At 72.4% G+C, this 15179-nt stretch carries 16 protein-coding genes; 10 read left to right on the top strand and 6 right to left on the bottom strand.

The features are described 5' to 3' along the window. Positions 1-8: 8 nt before the first annotated feature. Positions 9-1025 carry a LacI family DNA-binding transcriptional regulator gene (locus tag O7597_RS28525; protein ID WP_269741782.1) on the bottom strand — a complete coding sequence of 339 codons (1017 nt, stop codon included), beginning with the start codon at positions 1023-1025 and terminating at the stop codon, positions 9-11. Between the two features lie 95 nt (positions 1026-1120). Beyond that, positions 1121-1960, bottom strand: a complete 840-nt coding sequence (locus O7597_RS28520) for a class I SAM-dependent methyltransferase (RefSeq protein WP_269741781.1) — start codon at positions 1958-1960, stop codon at positions 1121-1123. A 191-nt stretch (positions 1961-2151) separates the two neighbouring features. Here O7597_RS28520 and O7597_RS28515 point away from each other — a divergent pair, with 191 nt between their 5' ends. The 5 genes from O7597_RS28515 (at position 2152) to O7597_RS28495 (ending at position 7777) form a co-directional block, all read left to right on the top strand. Further along, the gene (locus tag O7597_RS28515) at positions 2152-3303 is read left to right on the top strand and encodes a Gfo/Idh/MocA family oxidoreductase (protein ID WP_281581276.1); all 1152 of its coding nucleotides are present in this window, start codon (positions 2152-2154) and stop codon (positions 3301-3303) included. Beyond that, positions 3300-4454, top strand: coding sequence for a DUF993 family protein (locus tag O7597_RS28510; protein WP_281581275.1), 1155 nt, complete (start codon positions 3300-3302; stop codon positions 4452-4454). Before O7597_RS28515 ends, O7597_RS28510 begins: the two co-directional genes overlap by 4 nt. Continuing rightward, entirely contained in the window at positions 4451-5275 is an 825-nt protein-coding gene (locus O7597_RS28505; protein ID WP_281581274.1) for a sugar phosphate isomerase/epimerase family protein, read from the top strand. The genes O7597_RS28510 and O7597_RS28505 overlap by 4 nt, the downstream gene beginning before the upstream one ends. A 167-nt stretch (positions 5276-5442) precedes the next feature. After that, on the top strand, positions 5443-6120 hold the full coding sequence (locus O7597_RS28500; protein WP_269741778.1) for a hypothetical protein: 678 nt from the start codon (positions 5443-5445) through the stop codon (positions 6118-6120). A 124-nt stretch (positions 6121-6244) separates the two neighbouring features. Beyond that, complete coding sequence (locus tag O7597_RS28495; protein ID WP_269741777.1) at positions 6245-7777, top strand: cell wall anchor protein; 1533 nt, start codon at positions 6245-6247, stop codon at positions 7775-7777. Between the two features lie 16 nt (positions 7778-7793). On the opposite strand, the gene O7597_RS28490 is transcribed toward O7597_RS28495, so the two are convergent. Continuing rightward, entirely contained in the window at positions 7794-8702 is a 909-nt protein-coding gene (locus tag O7597_RS28490; protein ID WP_269742762.1) for a 5'-3' exonuclease, read from the bottom strand. 107 nt (positions 8703-8809) lie between these two features. Between O7597_RS28490 and O7597_RS28485 the strand changes: the two genes are divergently transcribed. After that, complete coding sequence (locus tag O7597_RS28485; protein WP_269741776.1) at positions 8810-9190, top strand: VOC family protein; 381 nt, start codon at positions 8810-8812, stop codon at positions 9188-9190. A 13-nt stretch (positions 9191-9203) separates the two neighbouring features. Here O7597_RS28485 and O7597_RS28480 read toward each other — a convergent pair whose 3' ends face one another. After that, a complete protein-coding gene (locus tag O7597_RS28480; protein ID WP_281581273.1) occupies positions 9204-9431 on the bottom strand; it encodes a hypothetical protein in 228 nt (75 codons plus the stop codon). A 175-nt stretch (positions 9432-9606) separates the two neighbouring features. Here O7597_RS28480 and O7597_RS28475 point away from each other — a divergent pair, with 175 nt between their 5' ends. The 3 genes from O7597_RS28475 to O7597_RS28465 all read left to right on the top strand — a co-directional run bounded on the left by O7597_RS28475 (position 9607) and on the right by O7597_RS28465 (position 12421). After that, positions 9607-10722, top strand: coding sequence for a Xaa-Pro peptidase family protein (locus O7597_RS28475; protein ID WP_281581272.1), 1116 nt, complete (start codon positions 9607-9609; stop codon positions 10720-10722). Beyond that, positions 10719-11861 (top strand): acyl-CoA dehydrogenase family protein, encoded by a 1143-nt coding sequence (locus tag O7597_RS28470; RefSeq protein WP_281581271.1) that lies wholly within the window; start codon positions 10719-10721, stop codon positions 11859-11861. Before O7597_RS28475 ends, O7597_RS28470 begins: the two co-directional genes overlap by 4 nt. Positions 11862-11947: 86 nt before the next feature. After that, the gene (locus tag O7597_RS28465; protein WP_164449836.1) at positions 11948-12421 is read left to right on the top strand and encodes an Lrp/AsnC family transcriptional regulator; all 474 of its coding nucleotides are present in this window, start codon (positions 11948-11950) and stop codon (positions 12419-12421) included. A 38-nt stretch (positions 12422-12459) separates the two neighbouring features. On the opposite strand, the gene O7597_RS28460 is transcribed toward O7597_RS28465, so the two are convergent. Further along, entirely contained in the window at positions 12460-13074 is a 615-nt protein-coding gene (locus O7597_RS28460; protein WP_164449837.1) for a histidine phosphatase family protein, read from the bottom strand. 343 nt (positions 13075-13417) lie between these two features. On the opposite strand from O7597_RS28460, the gene O7597_RS28455 reads away from it, so the two are divergent. Next, positions 13418-13612, top strand: a complete 195-nt coding sequence (locus O7597_RS28455) for a CsbD family protein (protein WP_269741770.1) — start codon at positions 13418-13420, stop codon at positions 13610-13612. A gap of 91 nt (positions 13613-13703) precedes the next feature. Here O7597_RS28455 and O7597_RS28450 read toward each other — a convergent pair whose 3' ends face one another. Then, positions 13704-15107 carry a lysine 2,3-aminomutase gene (locus tag O7597_RS28450; protein WP_281581270.1) on the bottom strand — a complete coding sequence of 468 codons (1404 nt, stop codon included), beginning with the start codon at positions 15105-15107 and terminating at the stop codon, positions 13704-13706. Between the last annotated feature and the right edge of the window lie 72 nt (positions 15108-15179).

Below are 15179 nucleotides of genomic sequence, written 5' to 3'. Positions count from 1 at the left end.
CCGCCGCCTCACCCCGGGGCGGGGCCGGCGCTGTCCCGACGGACCAGTTCGGCGGCGAGCGACTCGATCCGGGGACCTGCGGCTCCCGGGTCCAGGGCCAGGGCCATCGCGCGGGCACCCATCTCGACAAGTGGCAGACGGACCGTGGTCAGCGCCGGGGTGACGTCCCGGGCCACCGGCATGTCGTCGAAGCCGAACACGCTCACCTGCTGCGGTACCGGCACCGCACGGGCGCGTAGCAGCGCCAGCGCGCCGATGGCCATCGAGTCGTTGAGCGCCGCGATCGCGGTCAGTCCCGGCTCGGCGTCGAGCAGCGCGGCGGTGGCCTCGGCGCCGCCGTCGCGGTCGAAGTCGGCGTACCGGACGCGGTGTTCCGGCAGTTCCCGGCCGTGGTCGGCGAGCGCCGCGCGCAGCCCGGCGAGCCGGTCGGTGATGGTGGTCAGCACCCGGGGACCGGCCACCACACCGATGCGTTCGTGGCCGAGGCGGCACAGTTCCCGACCGAGGAGTTCGCCGCCGCCCCGGTTGTCCGGCATCACCGCGTCACCGGAGTGCTCGTGGCGGCCGATCACCGCGACCCGCCCGCCGGTGGCCTCGTACGCGGCGAGCTTGCCGTTGAGCAGCCGGGTGAAGTCGGCGTCGTGGTACCCGGAACCGGCCAGGATGATGGCGGCGACCTGCTGGCCCCGCAGCAGCTCGACGTACTCCAGTTCCCGCTCGGGGTCGCGGTAGCTGTTGCAGATCATCAACAGCCGGCCCTGGTCGGTGGCGACGCGTTGCAGGCCCCGGGTGATCTCCGCGAAGTACGGGTCGGAGACGTCGTGCACGATCACCCCGACGGCGCCGCGATGCGACCGGGCCAGCAGTTGGGCGTGGGCGTTGGGCACGTACTGCAACTCGGCGACGGCGCGCAGCACCCGTTCGCGCAGCTCCTCGGTGACCGGCTTGCTGCTGCCGTTGATCACGCGCGAGGCGGTGGCGGGTGAGACACCGGCCCGTCGGGCCACATCGGACAGCGTCGCCACACCCGCCCCCTCACGCGTCGCGCCGGCCGCTGTCGCGGCGACCAGCGACACCGTACCGCAGGGCGGGGTCTTTTCCGGGGCGCGGTTAGCGCAGGTCAGGCCGGCCGGTCCGGCCGGTCCCGCGCGATGTCGGACGGATCGCGGACGATGCCCCGGGCGAGCAGATGGGCGCTCGCCGCGACCAGGGCGGGTTCGCGTCGGTAGACGCGGGCGAGCCGCAACGCGGCGGTGAACACGGTCTCCGCCATCGGCCCGTGCGCGGCCGCCTCGGCGGCGATCCAGGCCGGTCCCTCGATGCCGTCGACGGCCAGGTCGGACAGGCCGGCGGTCCGGCATTCGTCGAGCAGTTCCTCGACCCGGTGGAAGTAGGCGTGGGTGAAACCGAGACTCGCGTCGTTCCGGCCGTCGGTGAGCAGCACCGCGGCCTCCTCGACCATCCGGGCGTCGAGCCGACCGGTGGCGGCGAAGTCCAGCGGCCCGGCGAATCGTGAGATCGCGGCGGCGAGGACAGCACCGCCGGGCCGGGTGACCCGGACCGCCTCCGCCAGGGCCCGGCACCGGTCGGCGCGCCGGGGCAGGTGGTAGAGCGGCCCGAGCAGCAGGGTGGCGTCGTAGCTGGCGTCGGGCTCGGGCAGCGCGCGGGCGTCGGCGACGTCCGCGTCGACGGCGGGGTGGCCGGCGCGGGCCTGGGCGACGTGCGCGGGCACCAGGTCGAGCAGGCGTACCCGGTGGCCGAGGGCGACAAGGGCCCGGGCGTACTCGCCGGTGCCTCCGCCGACGTCCAGGATCCGGGCCGGGGGTGCGGGCAGGTACTCGCGCAGCAGTTCCACCGTGCGGGTCCGCTCCAGCCGGGCCTGCGGCCGTGCGGCGAGCCGCAGGTCCTCGCGGTACCGGTCGGTGTAGTACGCGACGATCTCGTCGGACTGGCGATCCATCCACTGATGGTCGTCGTTCCGGTGGCGGGGTGGCCAGCGATTTGCTCCGGCCGCGGCGGCCCGGCGTCGGTCGCCGAGGCCGGACGCACCGTCGTCAGGTAAGCCCTTGCCTGACTTCCGAGGTGCGGCCTAATCTGGGCGGGAAAGCGCTTACCTCGCCCGGTCCGAGCGCGTACGACGGAAGGACCCCCATGACCCGCAGGTCGATCGGCATCATCGTGAACGGCGTCACCGGCCGGATGGGATACCGGCAGCATCTGGTGCGCTCCCTGCTGGCCATCCGGTCCGCCGGTGGGGTGCCGCTGGCCGACGGCACCACCGTCTGGCCGCATCTCGTCCTCGTCGGCCGCAGCGAGGCCAGGCTGCGCGAGATCGCCGAACGACACGGCCTGGACGACTGGACCACCGACCTGACCGCCGCCCTGGCCCGCGACGACACCCAGGTCTACTTCGACGCGCAGGTGACCCAGCAGCGGGAGAAGGCAATCCGGCAGGCCATCGACGCCGGCAAGCACATCTACACCGAGAAGCCACTCGCCGAGGACACCGCGGCGGCCCTGGACCTGGCGCGTGCCGCCCGGGCGGCCGGCGTACGCACCGGCGTGGTGCAGGACAAACTCTTCCTGCCGGGGCTGCGCAAGCTCAAGCGGCTGCTCGACGGCGGCTTCTTCGGCCGGGTGCTCTCGGTACGCGGCGAGTTCGGCTACTGGGTCTTCGAGGGCGACTGGCAACCCGCCCAACGCCCCTCGTGGAACTACCGGGCCGCCGACGGTGGCGGCATCGTGGTGGACATGTTCCCGCACTGGCACTACGTGCTCGCGGAACTGTTCGGTGAGGTACGCGCCGTCTCCGCCACCGTCGCCACGCACATCCCACGCCGGGTCGACGAGGCCGGGCGGCCCTACGAGGCCACCGCCGACGACGCCGCCTACGGCGTCTTCGAGCTGGCGGGCGGCGTCATCGCCCAGCTCAACTCGTCCTGGTGTGTCCGGGTGCACCGCGACGAGCTGGTCGAGTTCCAGGTCGACGGCACCGAGGGCAGCGCGGTCGCCGGGCTGCGGCGTTGTCGGGTGCAACACCGGGCGGTCACCCCCAAGCCGGTCTGGAACCCGGACCTGCCCGCCACCGAGGACTTCCGGTCGCAGTGGACGGAGGTGCCGGACAACGAGGACTTCGACAACGGCTTCAAGGTGCAGTGGGAGGCGTTCCTGCGGCACGTGGCCACCGGCGAGCCGTTCCCGTGGGACTTCCTGGCCGGTGCCCGGGGCGTGCAGCTGGCCGAGCTGGGCCTGCTGTCGGCCCGCGAGGGACGCCGCGTCGAGGTGCCGGAGCTGAGCCTGTGAGCGGCACCGAGGTGACCCTGCCCGGCGGCCGTCGCCTGCGGCTTTCCGGCGGCACCGGGCATCCCCACCCCGACGGCCCGCCGACCTGCCGCGTCGCGTACGCCGCCGCGCACGTGGTGGCCGACCCGGCCGGCGACAACACCCCCGGCGCCCCGGCGGTCCTGGACTGGGACCGTACCCTCGCCTTCCGCCGCCACCTGTGGTCCTACGGCCTGGGAGTGGCCGAGGCGATGGACACCGCGCAGCGCGGCATGGGTCTGGACTACCCGGTGACCCGGGAGCTGATCCGCCGCAGCGCGGCCGAGGCGCGGTCCGTCGGTGGTCGGATCGTCGCCGGAGCCGCCACCGACCAGTTGCCGCCCGGCCCGGCGACGCTCGCCGAGGTCACCGCCGCCTACCGGGAACAGCTCGACGACGTGCGGGCCGCCGGTGCGGTGCCGGTGCTGATGTGCAGTCGGCACCTGGCCGCCGCCGCCCGCGGCCCCGAGGACTACCTGCGGGTGTACGACGAACTGCTGCACGCCACCGACCAGCCGGTGGTGCTGCACTGGCTCGGTCCGATGTTCGACCCGGCCCTGTCCGGCTACTGGGGCACCACCGACCTGGACCTGGCCGCCGACACCGTCGTCGAGCTGCTGAAGGCCCACGCCCGCCGGGTGGACGGCATCAAGGTGTCGCTGCTCGACGCCGGGCGCGAGGTGGCGTTGCGCCGCCGGCTGCCGGCGGGCGTACGCCTCTACACCGGCGACGACTTCCACTACCCGGAGCTGATCCGGGGCGACGGGTCCGGCCACTCCGACGCGCTGCTCGGGGTCTTCGCCGCCATCGCGCCCGCCGCGTCGGCCGCGCTCGCCGCCCTCGACCACGGTGACCTGGCCCGGTACGACGAGATCTTCGCCCCGACCGTGCCGCTGGCCCGGCACCTGTTCGCCGCACCCACCTGGTACTACAAGACCGGCATCGTCTTCCTCGCCTGGCTCGCCGGGCACCAGGAGCACTTCACGATGGTCGGTGGGTTGCAGTCCGGCCGGACACCCGAGCACCTGGGCACCCTGCTCGCCCTCGCCGACGCCGCCGGCCTGCTGCCCGACGCCGAGCTGGCCGCCGCTCGCGCCCGCGCCTTCTTCACCGTGGCCGGGGTGACCCAGTGACCGGGCCGGCGGACCGGGCGGCCCTGCGCCGGTTCTCGTTCAACCAGGCCACCGCCCAGCACTGGCCGCTACCCGACGTGGTCGCCGGCTGTGCCGCCGCCGGGGTGCCGGGCATCGGCCTGTGGCGGGAGCCGGTGGCCGAGTATGGTCTCGGCCGTACCGCGAAGCTGGTCCGCGACGCCGGGCTGACGGTCACCACCCTGTGCCGGGGTGGGTTCTTCACCGCCGACGACTGGCGGGAGCAGAACCTGCGGGCCATCGACGAGGCGGCCACTCTCGGCGCCCCGGTGCTGGTCCTGGTCTCCGGCGGCCTGCCCGCCGGCAGCCGGGACATCGACGGCGCCCGCGCCCGGGTCGCCGACGCGATCGCCGAACTCGCTCCGCACGCCGACGCCGCCGGGGTGACCCTGGCCATCGAACCGCTGCACCCGATGTTCGCCGCCGACCGGTGCGTCATCGCCACCCTCGGTCAGGCGCTGGACATCGCCGAACGGTTCGACCCGGGTGTGGTCGGTGTGGTGGTGGACGCATACCACGTGTGGTGGGACGACACCGTGCACGACCAGATCGCCCGCGCGGGGGAGTGGATCGCCGCGTTCCAGGTCTGCGACTGGGTCACCCCGCTGCCGGAGGGGGTGCTGCTCGGCCGGGCGCTGCCCGGCGACGGCTGCATCGAGCTGCGCCGGCTGCGCGAGGCGGTCGACGCGGCCGGCTACCCCGGCCCGATCGAGGTGGAGGTCTTCAACGCCGAGCTCTGGGGGCGTCCCGGCGAGCAGATCCTGGCCGCCGCCATCGACGGTTACCTCCGCCACGTCACCTGAGCCGCGGTGCCAACGCCGCTGCCTCCCGGTGCCGGCACTGATGCCGGACCGCCCGCCGGGTCCGACAAATGCTCGGACAGCTAACGTGCTGCGCAGACGGAAACATAGACGATCCGGCGTGGCCGGGTCCGAAGTGGGCGCGGGGCAGGTCGGGAGGTGGGTGGCAGGTGCAACGCGGGGCCGGCGAGGACCAGGCCGGTGACGCGCCGCCGGGGGTGGGCGTCGACTGGCGGGTACCGTCGCCGCGACCGGGCCTGGCCGGGGCTGCCGATCGGTTCTTCGGGCCGGGGCGCAGCCGGCGGGAGAATCTCGCCGAGGCGGGAGCGCACCTGCTTGTGCTGTCGCTGCTGGCCGGGTACGTCCTGCGTCAGGCGCGGGGCGAGCACTGGTCTGTCGTCGAGATCGTCGTGACGGCGGTGATCGCCGTGGACCTCGTCGGTGGCGTGCTCACAAACGCGACGAACGCGGCGAAGCGCTGGTATCACCGGCCCGGCCGGCGGGCTCGGCGGTTGGGCTTCGTGGCGGCTCACCTGGCGTACCCGGTGGTGGTGACCCTGCTCCCGGTGGCCGGTGCCGACCCGGCCTGGCTGCTGGCCAACGCGGCGCTGTTGCTGGTCGCGGCGGTCGTGGTCGAGTCTGCCCCGGTCGACGTCAAACGCCTGATCGCGATGGCGCTCTACCTGGTCGCCGTCCTGGTCAATCTCACCTTCCTGCCGCTCGCCCCGGCCTACGCCTGGTTCCCGCTGCTGTTCTACCTCAAGCTGCTGGTCTGCTTCCTGGTCCTGGAGGCGCCGCTGGTGCCGTCCGAGACCGACGGGTCGCACCGGGAGGGGACCGTCCGGTAGGGCCGGGTGGCCGATCCGTCAGGCCGACCCGCGGTACACCTGCTTCCGGTGATCGCGGCATCCATGAGAGTCTTACCCGGCTCAGCTCCCGTCGTGGTATCACCATGTTCCTGAGGGACCAGCCATGCAGACTCATGTTGTTCGTCGGTTGCTTGCCGGCGTGGCCGTCGTCGGTGTGCTCGCCACGGTGGCCCTCAGTGTGCCGGCCGCCGCCGAACCGGCCGCGACGGCAGTGGCACGCGTCAACAACGTCATCGTCGCCACCGACGGTCCGCAGAAGTGGGTCTCGGTCAGCCTGCAGGGTGACCCGCAGGTCGGCACCTACACCGTGCGGGTGGACCGCAGCGCTGTCCTGGCCTTCGCCGACGTCGACCAGGGCGACGACCCGGACGTCTGTACGGCGTCGGGCGCGGTCCTCAACTGCGCGGTGACGACCGACAGTGACTGGGGTTCGGAGCTGTTCAGCCTGGCCGTCCGGGCGGCGGCGGACGCGAAGCCGGGCCAGCAGGGTGAACTGGTGTTCACCGTCACCACGCCCGACGGGAGCACCGGGACCTACCGGTCCACCGTCACCGTCGGCGAAGGGGTCGACCTCGCCGCCGAGCCGAAGCTGGATCTGGACAGCAGCCTGGGCGGCCGGGTCGAGGTACCGCTGACGGTGCTGAACCGGGGTCCGAAGACCGCGCGCGGGTTGGTGCTGTACCTCTCCGGCTCCTACGGGTTCACCCCGTCGAAGCGGTACGCGAACTGCGAGTACAGCGACCTTGATCTCGACGACAGCAGCTTCGCCTGCACGTTCGGCAATTCGCTGGAGCCCGGTCAGTCGCTGCGGGTGGACCCGACGTTCGGCGGAACCGTCCCGGCCGACAGTTGGGCGCCGAACCTGCACCTCAGCAACGCGGTCTGGTTCACCCCCGCCGACTGGGCGGCGTTCCGTCCCGGGTTGGGCTCGACCGGGCCGCTCGGCCCGACGGGCGACGACGAGGCGCTGACGCTGGTGCCGCTCGACGGTACCCAGGCCCGCGCGCTCGGGCAGACCGACACCAACCCGCACGACAACGAAACCCGGATCACGCTGACCGTCGACGGCGACCAGCGTGGCGACGTGGCCGCCGAGGGGGCCACCGTCACGGGTGCGGTCGGCGACACGGTCGAGATGCGGGTCGGGTACCTCAACAACGGTCCGGCCAGCGCCGGACCCAACGGCCAGCGGGGGCTCAACGTCGAGACCATCGTGACCCTGCCGACAAACGTCACCGCGGTCACCGCCCCGCAGTCCTGTGTCGACCGGGACGCCGACGAGTGGCAGCCCGGCAAGCCGGGCGCGCGGGTCTACGTGTGTCTGGCGCGCGGCACGATCAGCCGCGGTGAGCGGCTGAGCTTCGAGTTCGACCTACGGATCGACCGGGCCGGTGGCAAGGGCGGCACGGTCCGGCTGCACACCTTCGACGGCACCGGCCCGGTCAAGGATCTGGACCCCGCCAACGACACCGCGAAGATCCAGGTGCAGCTCTCCGGCAGCGGCGGAGGCGGCGGCTCGCTGCCGATCACCGGTGCCCCGACCGGTCTGCTCGTCGGCATCGGTCTGGTGCTGATCGTCGCCGGTGCCCTCGGCTACCTGCTGGCCCGGCGCGGCCGGCTCCGCTTCATCGTCTGAGCCGACCCGGGACGGGTCAGCTCGTCGCGGTGCGGGTGGCGAGCGCGTCGACCAGGCGCCGGGTCGAGCCGGCGAGGTTCCACCGCTCGGCCAGGTCGAGCAACCGTTGCGGGTCGGCCGGCGATGCCGGCAACTCGGTGGACAGCGGTGGCAGCGGCACGTCCAGGGCCACCCGGACCACCTTCGGCGCCACGGCCAGGTAGTCCCGGGCCGCGGCGAGCTTGGTGCGCAGCCCGGGTGCGAAACCGGCGGCCGGGTCGTCCAGGGCGGCGAGGATGCCGGCGATGTCGCCGTACCTGTCGACCAGCCGGGCGGCGGTCTTCTCGCCGACGCCGGCCACCCCGGGCAGCCCGTCGGACGGGTCGCCGCGCAGCGCGGCGAACTCGGCGTACCGGTCGGCCGGCACCCCGTAGCGGGCGCGCACGGCGGCGTCGTCGCAGTCCTCCAGCTTGGCCACCCCTCGCCCGACGTAGAGCAGTCGCACGCCCCGGGCGTCGTCGATCAGCTGGAACAGGTCCCGGTCACCGGAGACCACCTCCACCGGACCGGGCTGGGTGACCGAGAGGGTGCCCAGTACGTCGTCGGCCTCGTAGCCGGTCGCGCCGACCACGGTCACCCCCAGCGCGTCGAGCACCTCCAGGATCATCGGCACCTGCGGGGAGAGGGTGTCCGGCACCACCTCGCCACCCTCCGGAGCCACCCGGTGCGCCTTGTACGACGGCAGCAGCGCGACCCGCCAGTCGGGCCGCCAGTCGTGGTCCATCGCGCACACCATCCGTCCCGGCTGTCGGGTGCGCACCAGGTGAGCGAGCATGTCCAGGAACCCGCGCACCGCGTTCACCGGCTGGCCGTCGGCGGTCTTCGCGGCGGACTCGGGGATGCCGAAGTACGCCCGGAAGTAGAGACTGGGCGCGTCGATGAGCATGATCGGGGTCTGCGCTGTCACGCCCGACAGCCTGGCACACCGCACCGACGTTCACGACGTACGGCATGTCGGCGGTGCGTTCCGCCGGCGCGACGAGGGAGGGCCCGATGACCGTACCGACCCGGCTGACGCTGACCACGGTGAATCTCGACACCCCGGACCCGGCGGCACTGGCCCGCTTCTACGCGCGCCTGCTCGGCTGGGACATCGCGGTCGAGGAGACCGACGACGTGATCCTGCGGGCCGCCGACGGTGGGGTCGGGCTGTCCTTTCAGCGGGAACGCGCGTACGTGCGGCCGAGCTGGCCGGCGCAGCCCGACCGGCAGCAGATGATGATGCACCTGGAGATCGGGGTGCAGGACCTGCCGGCGGCGCTGGAGCATGCGCTGGCCTGCGGGGCGACGCTCGCCGCTTTTCAGCCTCAGGAGGACGTCCGGGTCTGCCTGGACCCGGACGGCCACCCGTTCTGCCTCTGGCTGACGGACTGACCTCGCGGCGCCCTCAGCTCGCGCCGGCCGTGGCCCGCCCGCGGCGCCGCTTGGCGACGTACGGCAGCACGAACAGGTACAGGCCGGTGATCATCAGCAGGGCCAGCGGCAGCAGCGGCAGGTAGGCGATCCACTCGACCGGATTCTCCTGCGCGAGCGCGACGAAGGTGACGGCGACGGTCACCGTGAACGCGATCGCCAGCCACCGATGGGCCTGCCGGATCCAGTTGCTTCCACTCATCACGAACCTCCCGGGTGCCTCTCCGCACCGGCCCGAGCGGCTGCCCGGCCGGGTATCTACCCTGGTCAAGCTAGTGACGTCCGGCTGGTCGGTGCTTCTCGATTCCTGACCGGTGCGTCGTGGCGGTCCGGCACCGTGGGCGCCGACTGGCCCAAACGACCGTTAAGCTAGCGGTGTGGGGTTCGAGGAGCTGTATCCGCCAGGGCGGCTGGCCGCCGCGCAGCGTGCCGTGGCCGCCGCCGGGTTGGACGCGCTGCTGCTCAGCCCCGGCTCCGACCTGCGCTACCTGACCGGCTACGACGCCCACGCCGGTGAGCGGCTGACCCTGCTGGTGCTGCCCGCCGAGGGCGAGCCGACGCTGATCGTGCCGACCCTGGAACGGCCGGCGGCCGAGGAGTCGCCGGCGCCGGCCACCGGGGTGCGCATCGTCGACCACGCGGACGGCACGGACCCGTACCCACTGGTGACCGCCGCGCTCGGCGGGCCGGTCGGCGCGGTCGGGCTGGCCGACCGGATGTGGGCCGAGCAGGTGCTGGCACTGCGTGCGCTGCTGCCCGACGCCCGGCAGCGGCTCGCCTCGACGGTCCTGCGCGAGCTGCGCGTCCACAAGTCGGCCGCGGAGGTGGCGGCGCTCGCCGAGGCCGGCGCGGCGATCGACGCGGTGCACGCCCGGATGGGGCAGTGGCTGCGACCGGGACGGACCGAGGTGGAGGTGGCCGCCGACATCGCCGCCGCGATCAGGGCGGCCGGCCACGTCACCGTCGACTTCGTCATCGTGGCGGCCGGCCCGAACGCCGCCAGCCCGCATCACGGCACCGCCGACCGGCCGATCGGCGCGGGCGAGCCGGTCGTGGTGGACATCGGCGGCACCATGCCCTCGGGCTACCGCTCCGACTGCACCCGCACCTATGTCAGCGGTGGGCCGGCACCCGCCGAGTTCGTCGACTACTACGCGGTGCTGCACGAGGCGCAGCGCGCCGCCGTGGCGGCGGTCCGCCCCGGGGTGAGCGCCGAGGCCGTCGACGCCGCCGCCCGCGCGCCGATCACCGCGGCCGGTTACGGCGACGCGTTCCTGCACCGCACCGGCCACGGCATCGGTCTGGACGGCCACGAGGAGCCGTACGTGGTGGCCGGCAACGACCGTGCGTTGGCGGCGGGGATGGCCTTCTCCGTCGAACCGGGCATCTACCTGGCCGGGCGGCACGGCGCCCGGATCGAGGACATCGTCGTCTGCACGACGGACGGCGTACGACGGCTCAACACCATCCCTACGGAGCTCATCGCGCTATGACTGTCGACCGGATCCTGCCCACCGACGAGGCTCGCGACCTGCTGGAGTTGACCACCGAACTGGCCGACCGGGAACTCGCGCCGAAGGTGGTCGAGCACGAGCAGCGGGCCGAGTTCCCCCGGGAGGTGCTGCGCACGCTGGGCCGGGCGGGTCTGCTCGGCCTGCCGTACCCGGAGGAGTACGGCGGCGCCGCTCAGCCGTACGAGGTCTATCTCCAGGTGCTGGAGATCCTGGCCGGCCGCTGGCTCGCGGTCGCCGAGGCGGTGAGCGTGCACACCCTGTCCTGCTACCCGGTCGCCGCCTTCGGCAGCGAGGAACAGCGCAAGCTGCTGCCGGACATGATCGGCGGCGAGTTGCTCGGGGCGTACTGCCTGTCGGAGCCGCAGGGTGGTTCGGACGCCGCGGCGCTGACCACCAGGGCGGTGCGCGACGGCGACGGCTATCTGGTCACCGGCACCAAGGCGTGGATCACCCACGCCCGGGTGGCCGACTTCTACAACATCTTCTGCCGCACCGGCGGCCCGGGCCCGAAGGGCATCTCCTGCCTGCTCGCCGACCGCGCCACACCGGGCCTGCACCCGCAGGCCGCCGAGCGCACCATGGGCCTGCGCTCCTCTCCGGTGGCGCAGATCGTCTTCGACGAGGCCCGGGTGCCGGCCGACCGGCTGATCGGCGGCAACGGGGCGGGGTTCACCATCGCCATGTCGGCCCTGGACTCGGGCCGCCTGGGCATCGCGGCCTGCGCGGTCGGGCTGGCCCAGGCGGCGCTGGACTACGCGGTGGACTACGCCCGGCAACGCGAGCAGTTCGGCCGGTCGATCATCGACTTCCAGGGGCTCGGGTTCACCCTGGCCGACCTCGCCACCCAGATCTCCGCCGCCCGGGCGTTGACCCTGGCCGCGGCCCGGCTGCGCGACGCCGGTCGGCCGTACTCGATCGAGGCGGCCAAGGCGAAGCTGTTCGCCACAGACGTGGCGATGCGGGTGACCATCGACGCGGTGCAGGTGCTCGGCGGCGCCGGTTACGTCGCCGACCATCCGGTCGAGCGGTACCTGCGGGAGGCGAAGGTGCTGCAGATCGTGGAGGGGACCAACCAGATCCAACGGCTGGTGATCTCCCGAGCACTGGCGAAGGGCTGACCGTACGCGAGCATCCGCCCGCCGAACGCGACGGCGGGCGGGCTTGTCGGTCGCGTCGACCGGTCGTACCCGGTAGGTTGCACGCCGTGGAGGAGATCGACCGCGCCATCGTGGTGGCGCTGACCGCGGACGGCCGACTGTCGTACACGGATCTGGCGGAGAAGGTCGGCCTGTCGGTCTCCGCGGTGCATCAGCGGGTACGACGGCTGGAGCAGCGCGGGGTGATCAAGGGTTACGCCGCCCGGGTCTCGTTCGAGGCGCTGGACCTGCCCCTGACGGCGTTCGTGGCGATCCGACCGTTCGATCCGTCGCAGCCGGACGACGCGCCGGAGCGGCTGGCGCATCTGCCGGAGATCGACTCCTGCTACTCGGTGGCGGGGGAGGACTTCTACCTGCTGCTGGTCCGGGTGGCCGGGCCGGTCGACCTGGAGCGGGTGCTCCAGGAGATCAGGACATCGGCGAATGTCACCACCCGCACGACTGTGGTGCTGTCCACCCCGTACGAACATCGGCCACCGAAGGTGGGGCAGGATCCGGCGCGGCAGCAGCCGTCCCGCTGATCGACGCCGCGGTCCGTCACCGCCGGCCCGGCGAATGGTCAGTGGCGGGCCGGCGACTGCGCCGTGGGTGGGTCGAGCGGTGGGGGAGGCGGCTGGTTCCAGCGGAGGAGCACCCGCCGGCCGTGTTCGTGACCGAGCAGGCTGAGGGTGGCGGTGTCCAGCCGGAACAGCCCACCGGCCGACGGGGGCAGCCCGATCCACCGGGCGCCCAGCACGCGGAGCGCGTGCGCGTGCCCGACCACGGCGACGGGACCTCGGTCGAGCAGGGGGTGCAGCCGGGCGAGCAGTCGGTCCAGGCGTTCGCCGACCTCGCTCGGTGACTCGCCGCCCGGGCATCCGTCGGTCCAGACGCTCCACCCGGGACGTTCGTCCTGGATCTCCGCGGTGGTGCGGCCCTCGTAGTCACCGTAGTGCCATTCGGCGAGGTCGTCGTCGGAGTCGGTGACCGGCAACCCGGCCAGCTGCGCGGTGCGCAGCGCCCTGATCCGTGGGCTGGTCAGCACCGCGACGAACCGTCGCCCGGCGAGGGCCGGGCCGAGTGCGCGGGCCTGCCGCTCACCGTCGGGGGTCAGGTTGAGATCGGTGTAAGAGGTGTGGCGGCGGCTGGCGCTCCACGTGGTCTCGCCATGCCGGACGAGCAGGATCTCGTTCACCGCGTCGCACCACCGTGCGGCGCGACGCGGTGCGTTCTGACGGCGCCGATCCGGAGAATTCGCTCATCCATGGCCTCAGTCAACCAGGACACCGGGTTTGATGTCGGGCGGCGACCGGATCGGGCGATCCGCCGATCCGCCGATCGACGCCCGTCCAGCGATTCGCCCCGTGGTCGCCGCGCCGCTGACCAGGCTTCGCCATACACCTAGTATCCTAGGATGCTGTAGCGGTTGTGTGGTCCCGCACGAAGAGACCAACCCGTTTCAGCTCATCGCACGAGGGGACTCAAGAAAGAGCGGAGCGGACCGCTCCGCTCTACCGCCGAACAGGCAGGGAGGCGACATGAGCTTCACCGACAAGGCGAAGAACAAGGTCGAGGAACTGAGCGGCGCCGCCAGGGAGCGGATCGGCGACATGACCGACAACGAGCGCATGCGGGCCGAGGGCTCCAGCCAGCAGAGCGATGCCCGGGCCCGGCAGGCCGGTGAGAACGTCAAGGAGGCCGGGCGTAACACGAAGGACGCTTTCACGAAGTGATCGCCCGGTACGCAAGCGGGCCGCCGGATCATTCCGGCGGCCCGCTTCGCGGTGTGGCCCAGGTCGGCGAAGAGGCGCCGACCGGTCGGGTTCAGTCGTCGCGGTGGACGCGCCACCACTGCTGACCGGCCTCGGGGAGGGTGTCGATCGGGTCGTAGTAGGCGTAGCGCTTGCTGAGCGCCTCCAGGTCGGCGGATTCGATGGAGGTGCGGTAGTTCTTCGTCCAGTAGGAGATGCCGCGCTCGCGGTCGTACTCGGTGACCATGTGTACCCAGCGTTTACCGACGAAGGGCACGTCGCAGACGATCCGTGGGGTGGCGTAGCCGGGCAGGTAGCCCATGATGTCGTGCTGGAGCTGCTGGGCGTGCCAGACCGGGACCCGCCAGTGCTCGGCGTTGGGGATCATGTCGCACATGTAGAAGTAGTACGGCAGGATGCCCGCCTCGCCCTGGAGAGCGAAGCAGAGGTCGAGCAGGTCGGTGCTGGTCGCGTTGACCCCTCGCATCAGGACGCCCTGGTTGCGTACGTCGCGCACGCCGATGTCGAGGGCGGTCTGGGCGGCCCTGGCGACCAGCGGGGTGAGCGACTGGGCGTGGTTGACGTGGGTGTGGATGGCGAGGTTGACCCCGCGGCGGGCGGCGGTGCGGGCGACCCGTTCCAGGCCCTCGACCACGTCGGGTTGCAGCCAGTGCTGGGGCAGGCCCATCAGGGCCTTGGTGGCGAGCCGGATGTCCCGGATGGTTTCGATCTCCAGCAGCCGCATCAGGTACGACTCGAGGTTGCGCCAGGGCACGTTGGCCACGTCGCCGCCGGAGACGACGACGTCCCGCACGCCGGGGTGGGCCTTGAGGTAGCTGATGTGGGCGTCGTATCGGTCGACGGGCTTGAGGCTGAGCTTGAGTTTGTCCACCGTGGGGGTGGAGTTGCCGACCAGGTCCATGCGGGTGCAGTGCCCGCAGTACTGCGGGCAGGTGGAGAGCAGTTCGGCGAGGACCTTCGTGGGGTAGCGGTGGGTGAGGCCTTCGGCGACCCACATGTCGTGTTCGTGCAGTGAGTCGCGGGTGGCGTAGGGGTGGGACGGCCAGTCGGTGCGGCGGTCGGAGGCGACCGGGATCATGTAGCGCCGGATGGGGTCGGCCAGCAGCGTCTCGGTGGTGGGTGGGCCGTACGGCGCCATTGTGTTGATCATCTGTGGGGTCACCAGCATGGACATGGTGGCCAGGGCGCGTTGGTCGGCTTCGAGGTCGGCGTAGAAGGTGTCGTCGACGGTGTCACCGAGCACGGTGCGCAGTTGCTTGATGTTCTTGACGCAGTTGACGCGTTGCCACTGGGCGCTCTCCCACTGGTCGCGGGTGACCTCGCGCCAGCCGGGGAAGCGGGTCCAGTCGGGTTCGACGAGGGGGCTGCGGCGGTATTCGTAGGGCTGGCCGGTGCGGGTGGTGGGGGCCGGCGGGGGTGCCGGGATGGTCTGCACCGGCGGTCGGGTCTGGGTCACGGCCCCTCCTCTGGTCTGCCTGGGTGATCAGCGACCCGAAGGCTACTGGAAAAATTTCGGTAGAGAAATTAT

The sequence above is a fragment of the Verrucosispora sp. WMMC514 genome (genome assembly GCF_027497295.1).
GTDB classification, from domain to species: domain Bacteria; phylum Actinomycetota; class Actinomycetes; order Mycobacteriales; family Micromonosporaceae; genus Micromonospora; species Micromonospora palythoicola.
Note: the sequence above shows the minus strand (reverse complement) of the source record. Positions and strands in the feature narration are given on the sequence as shown.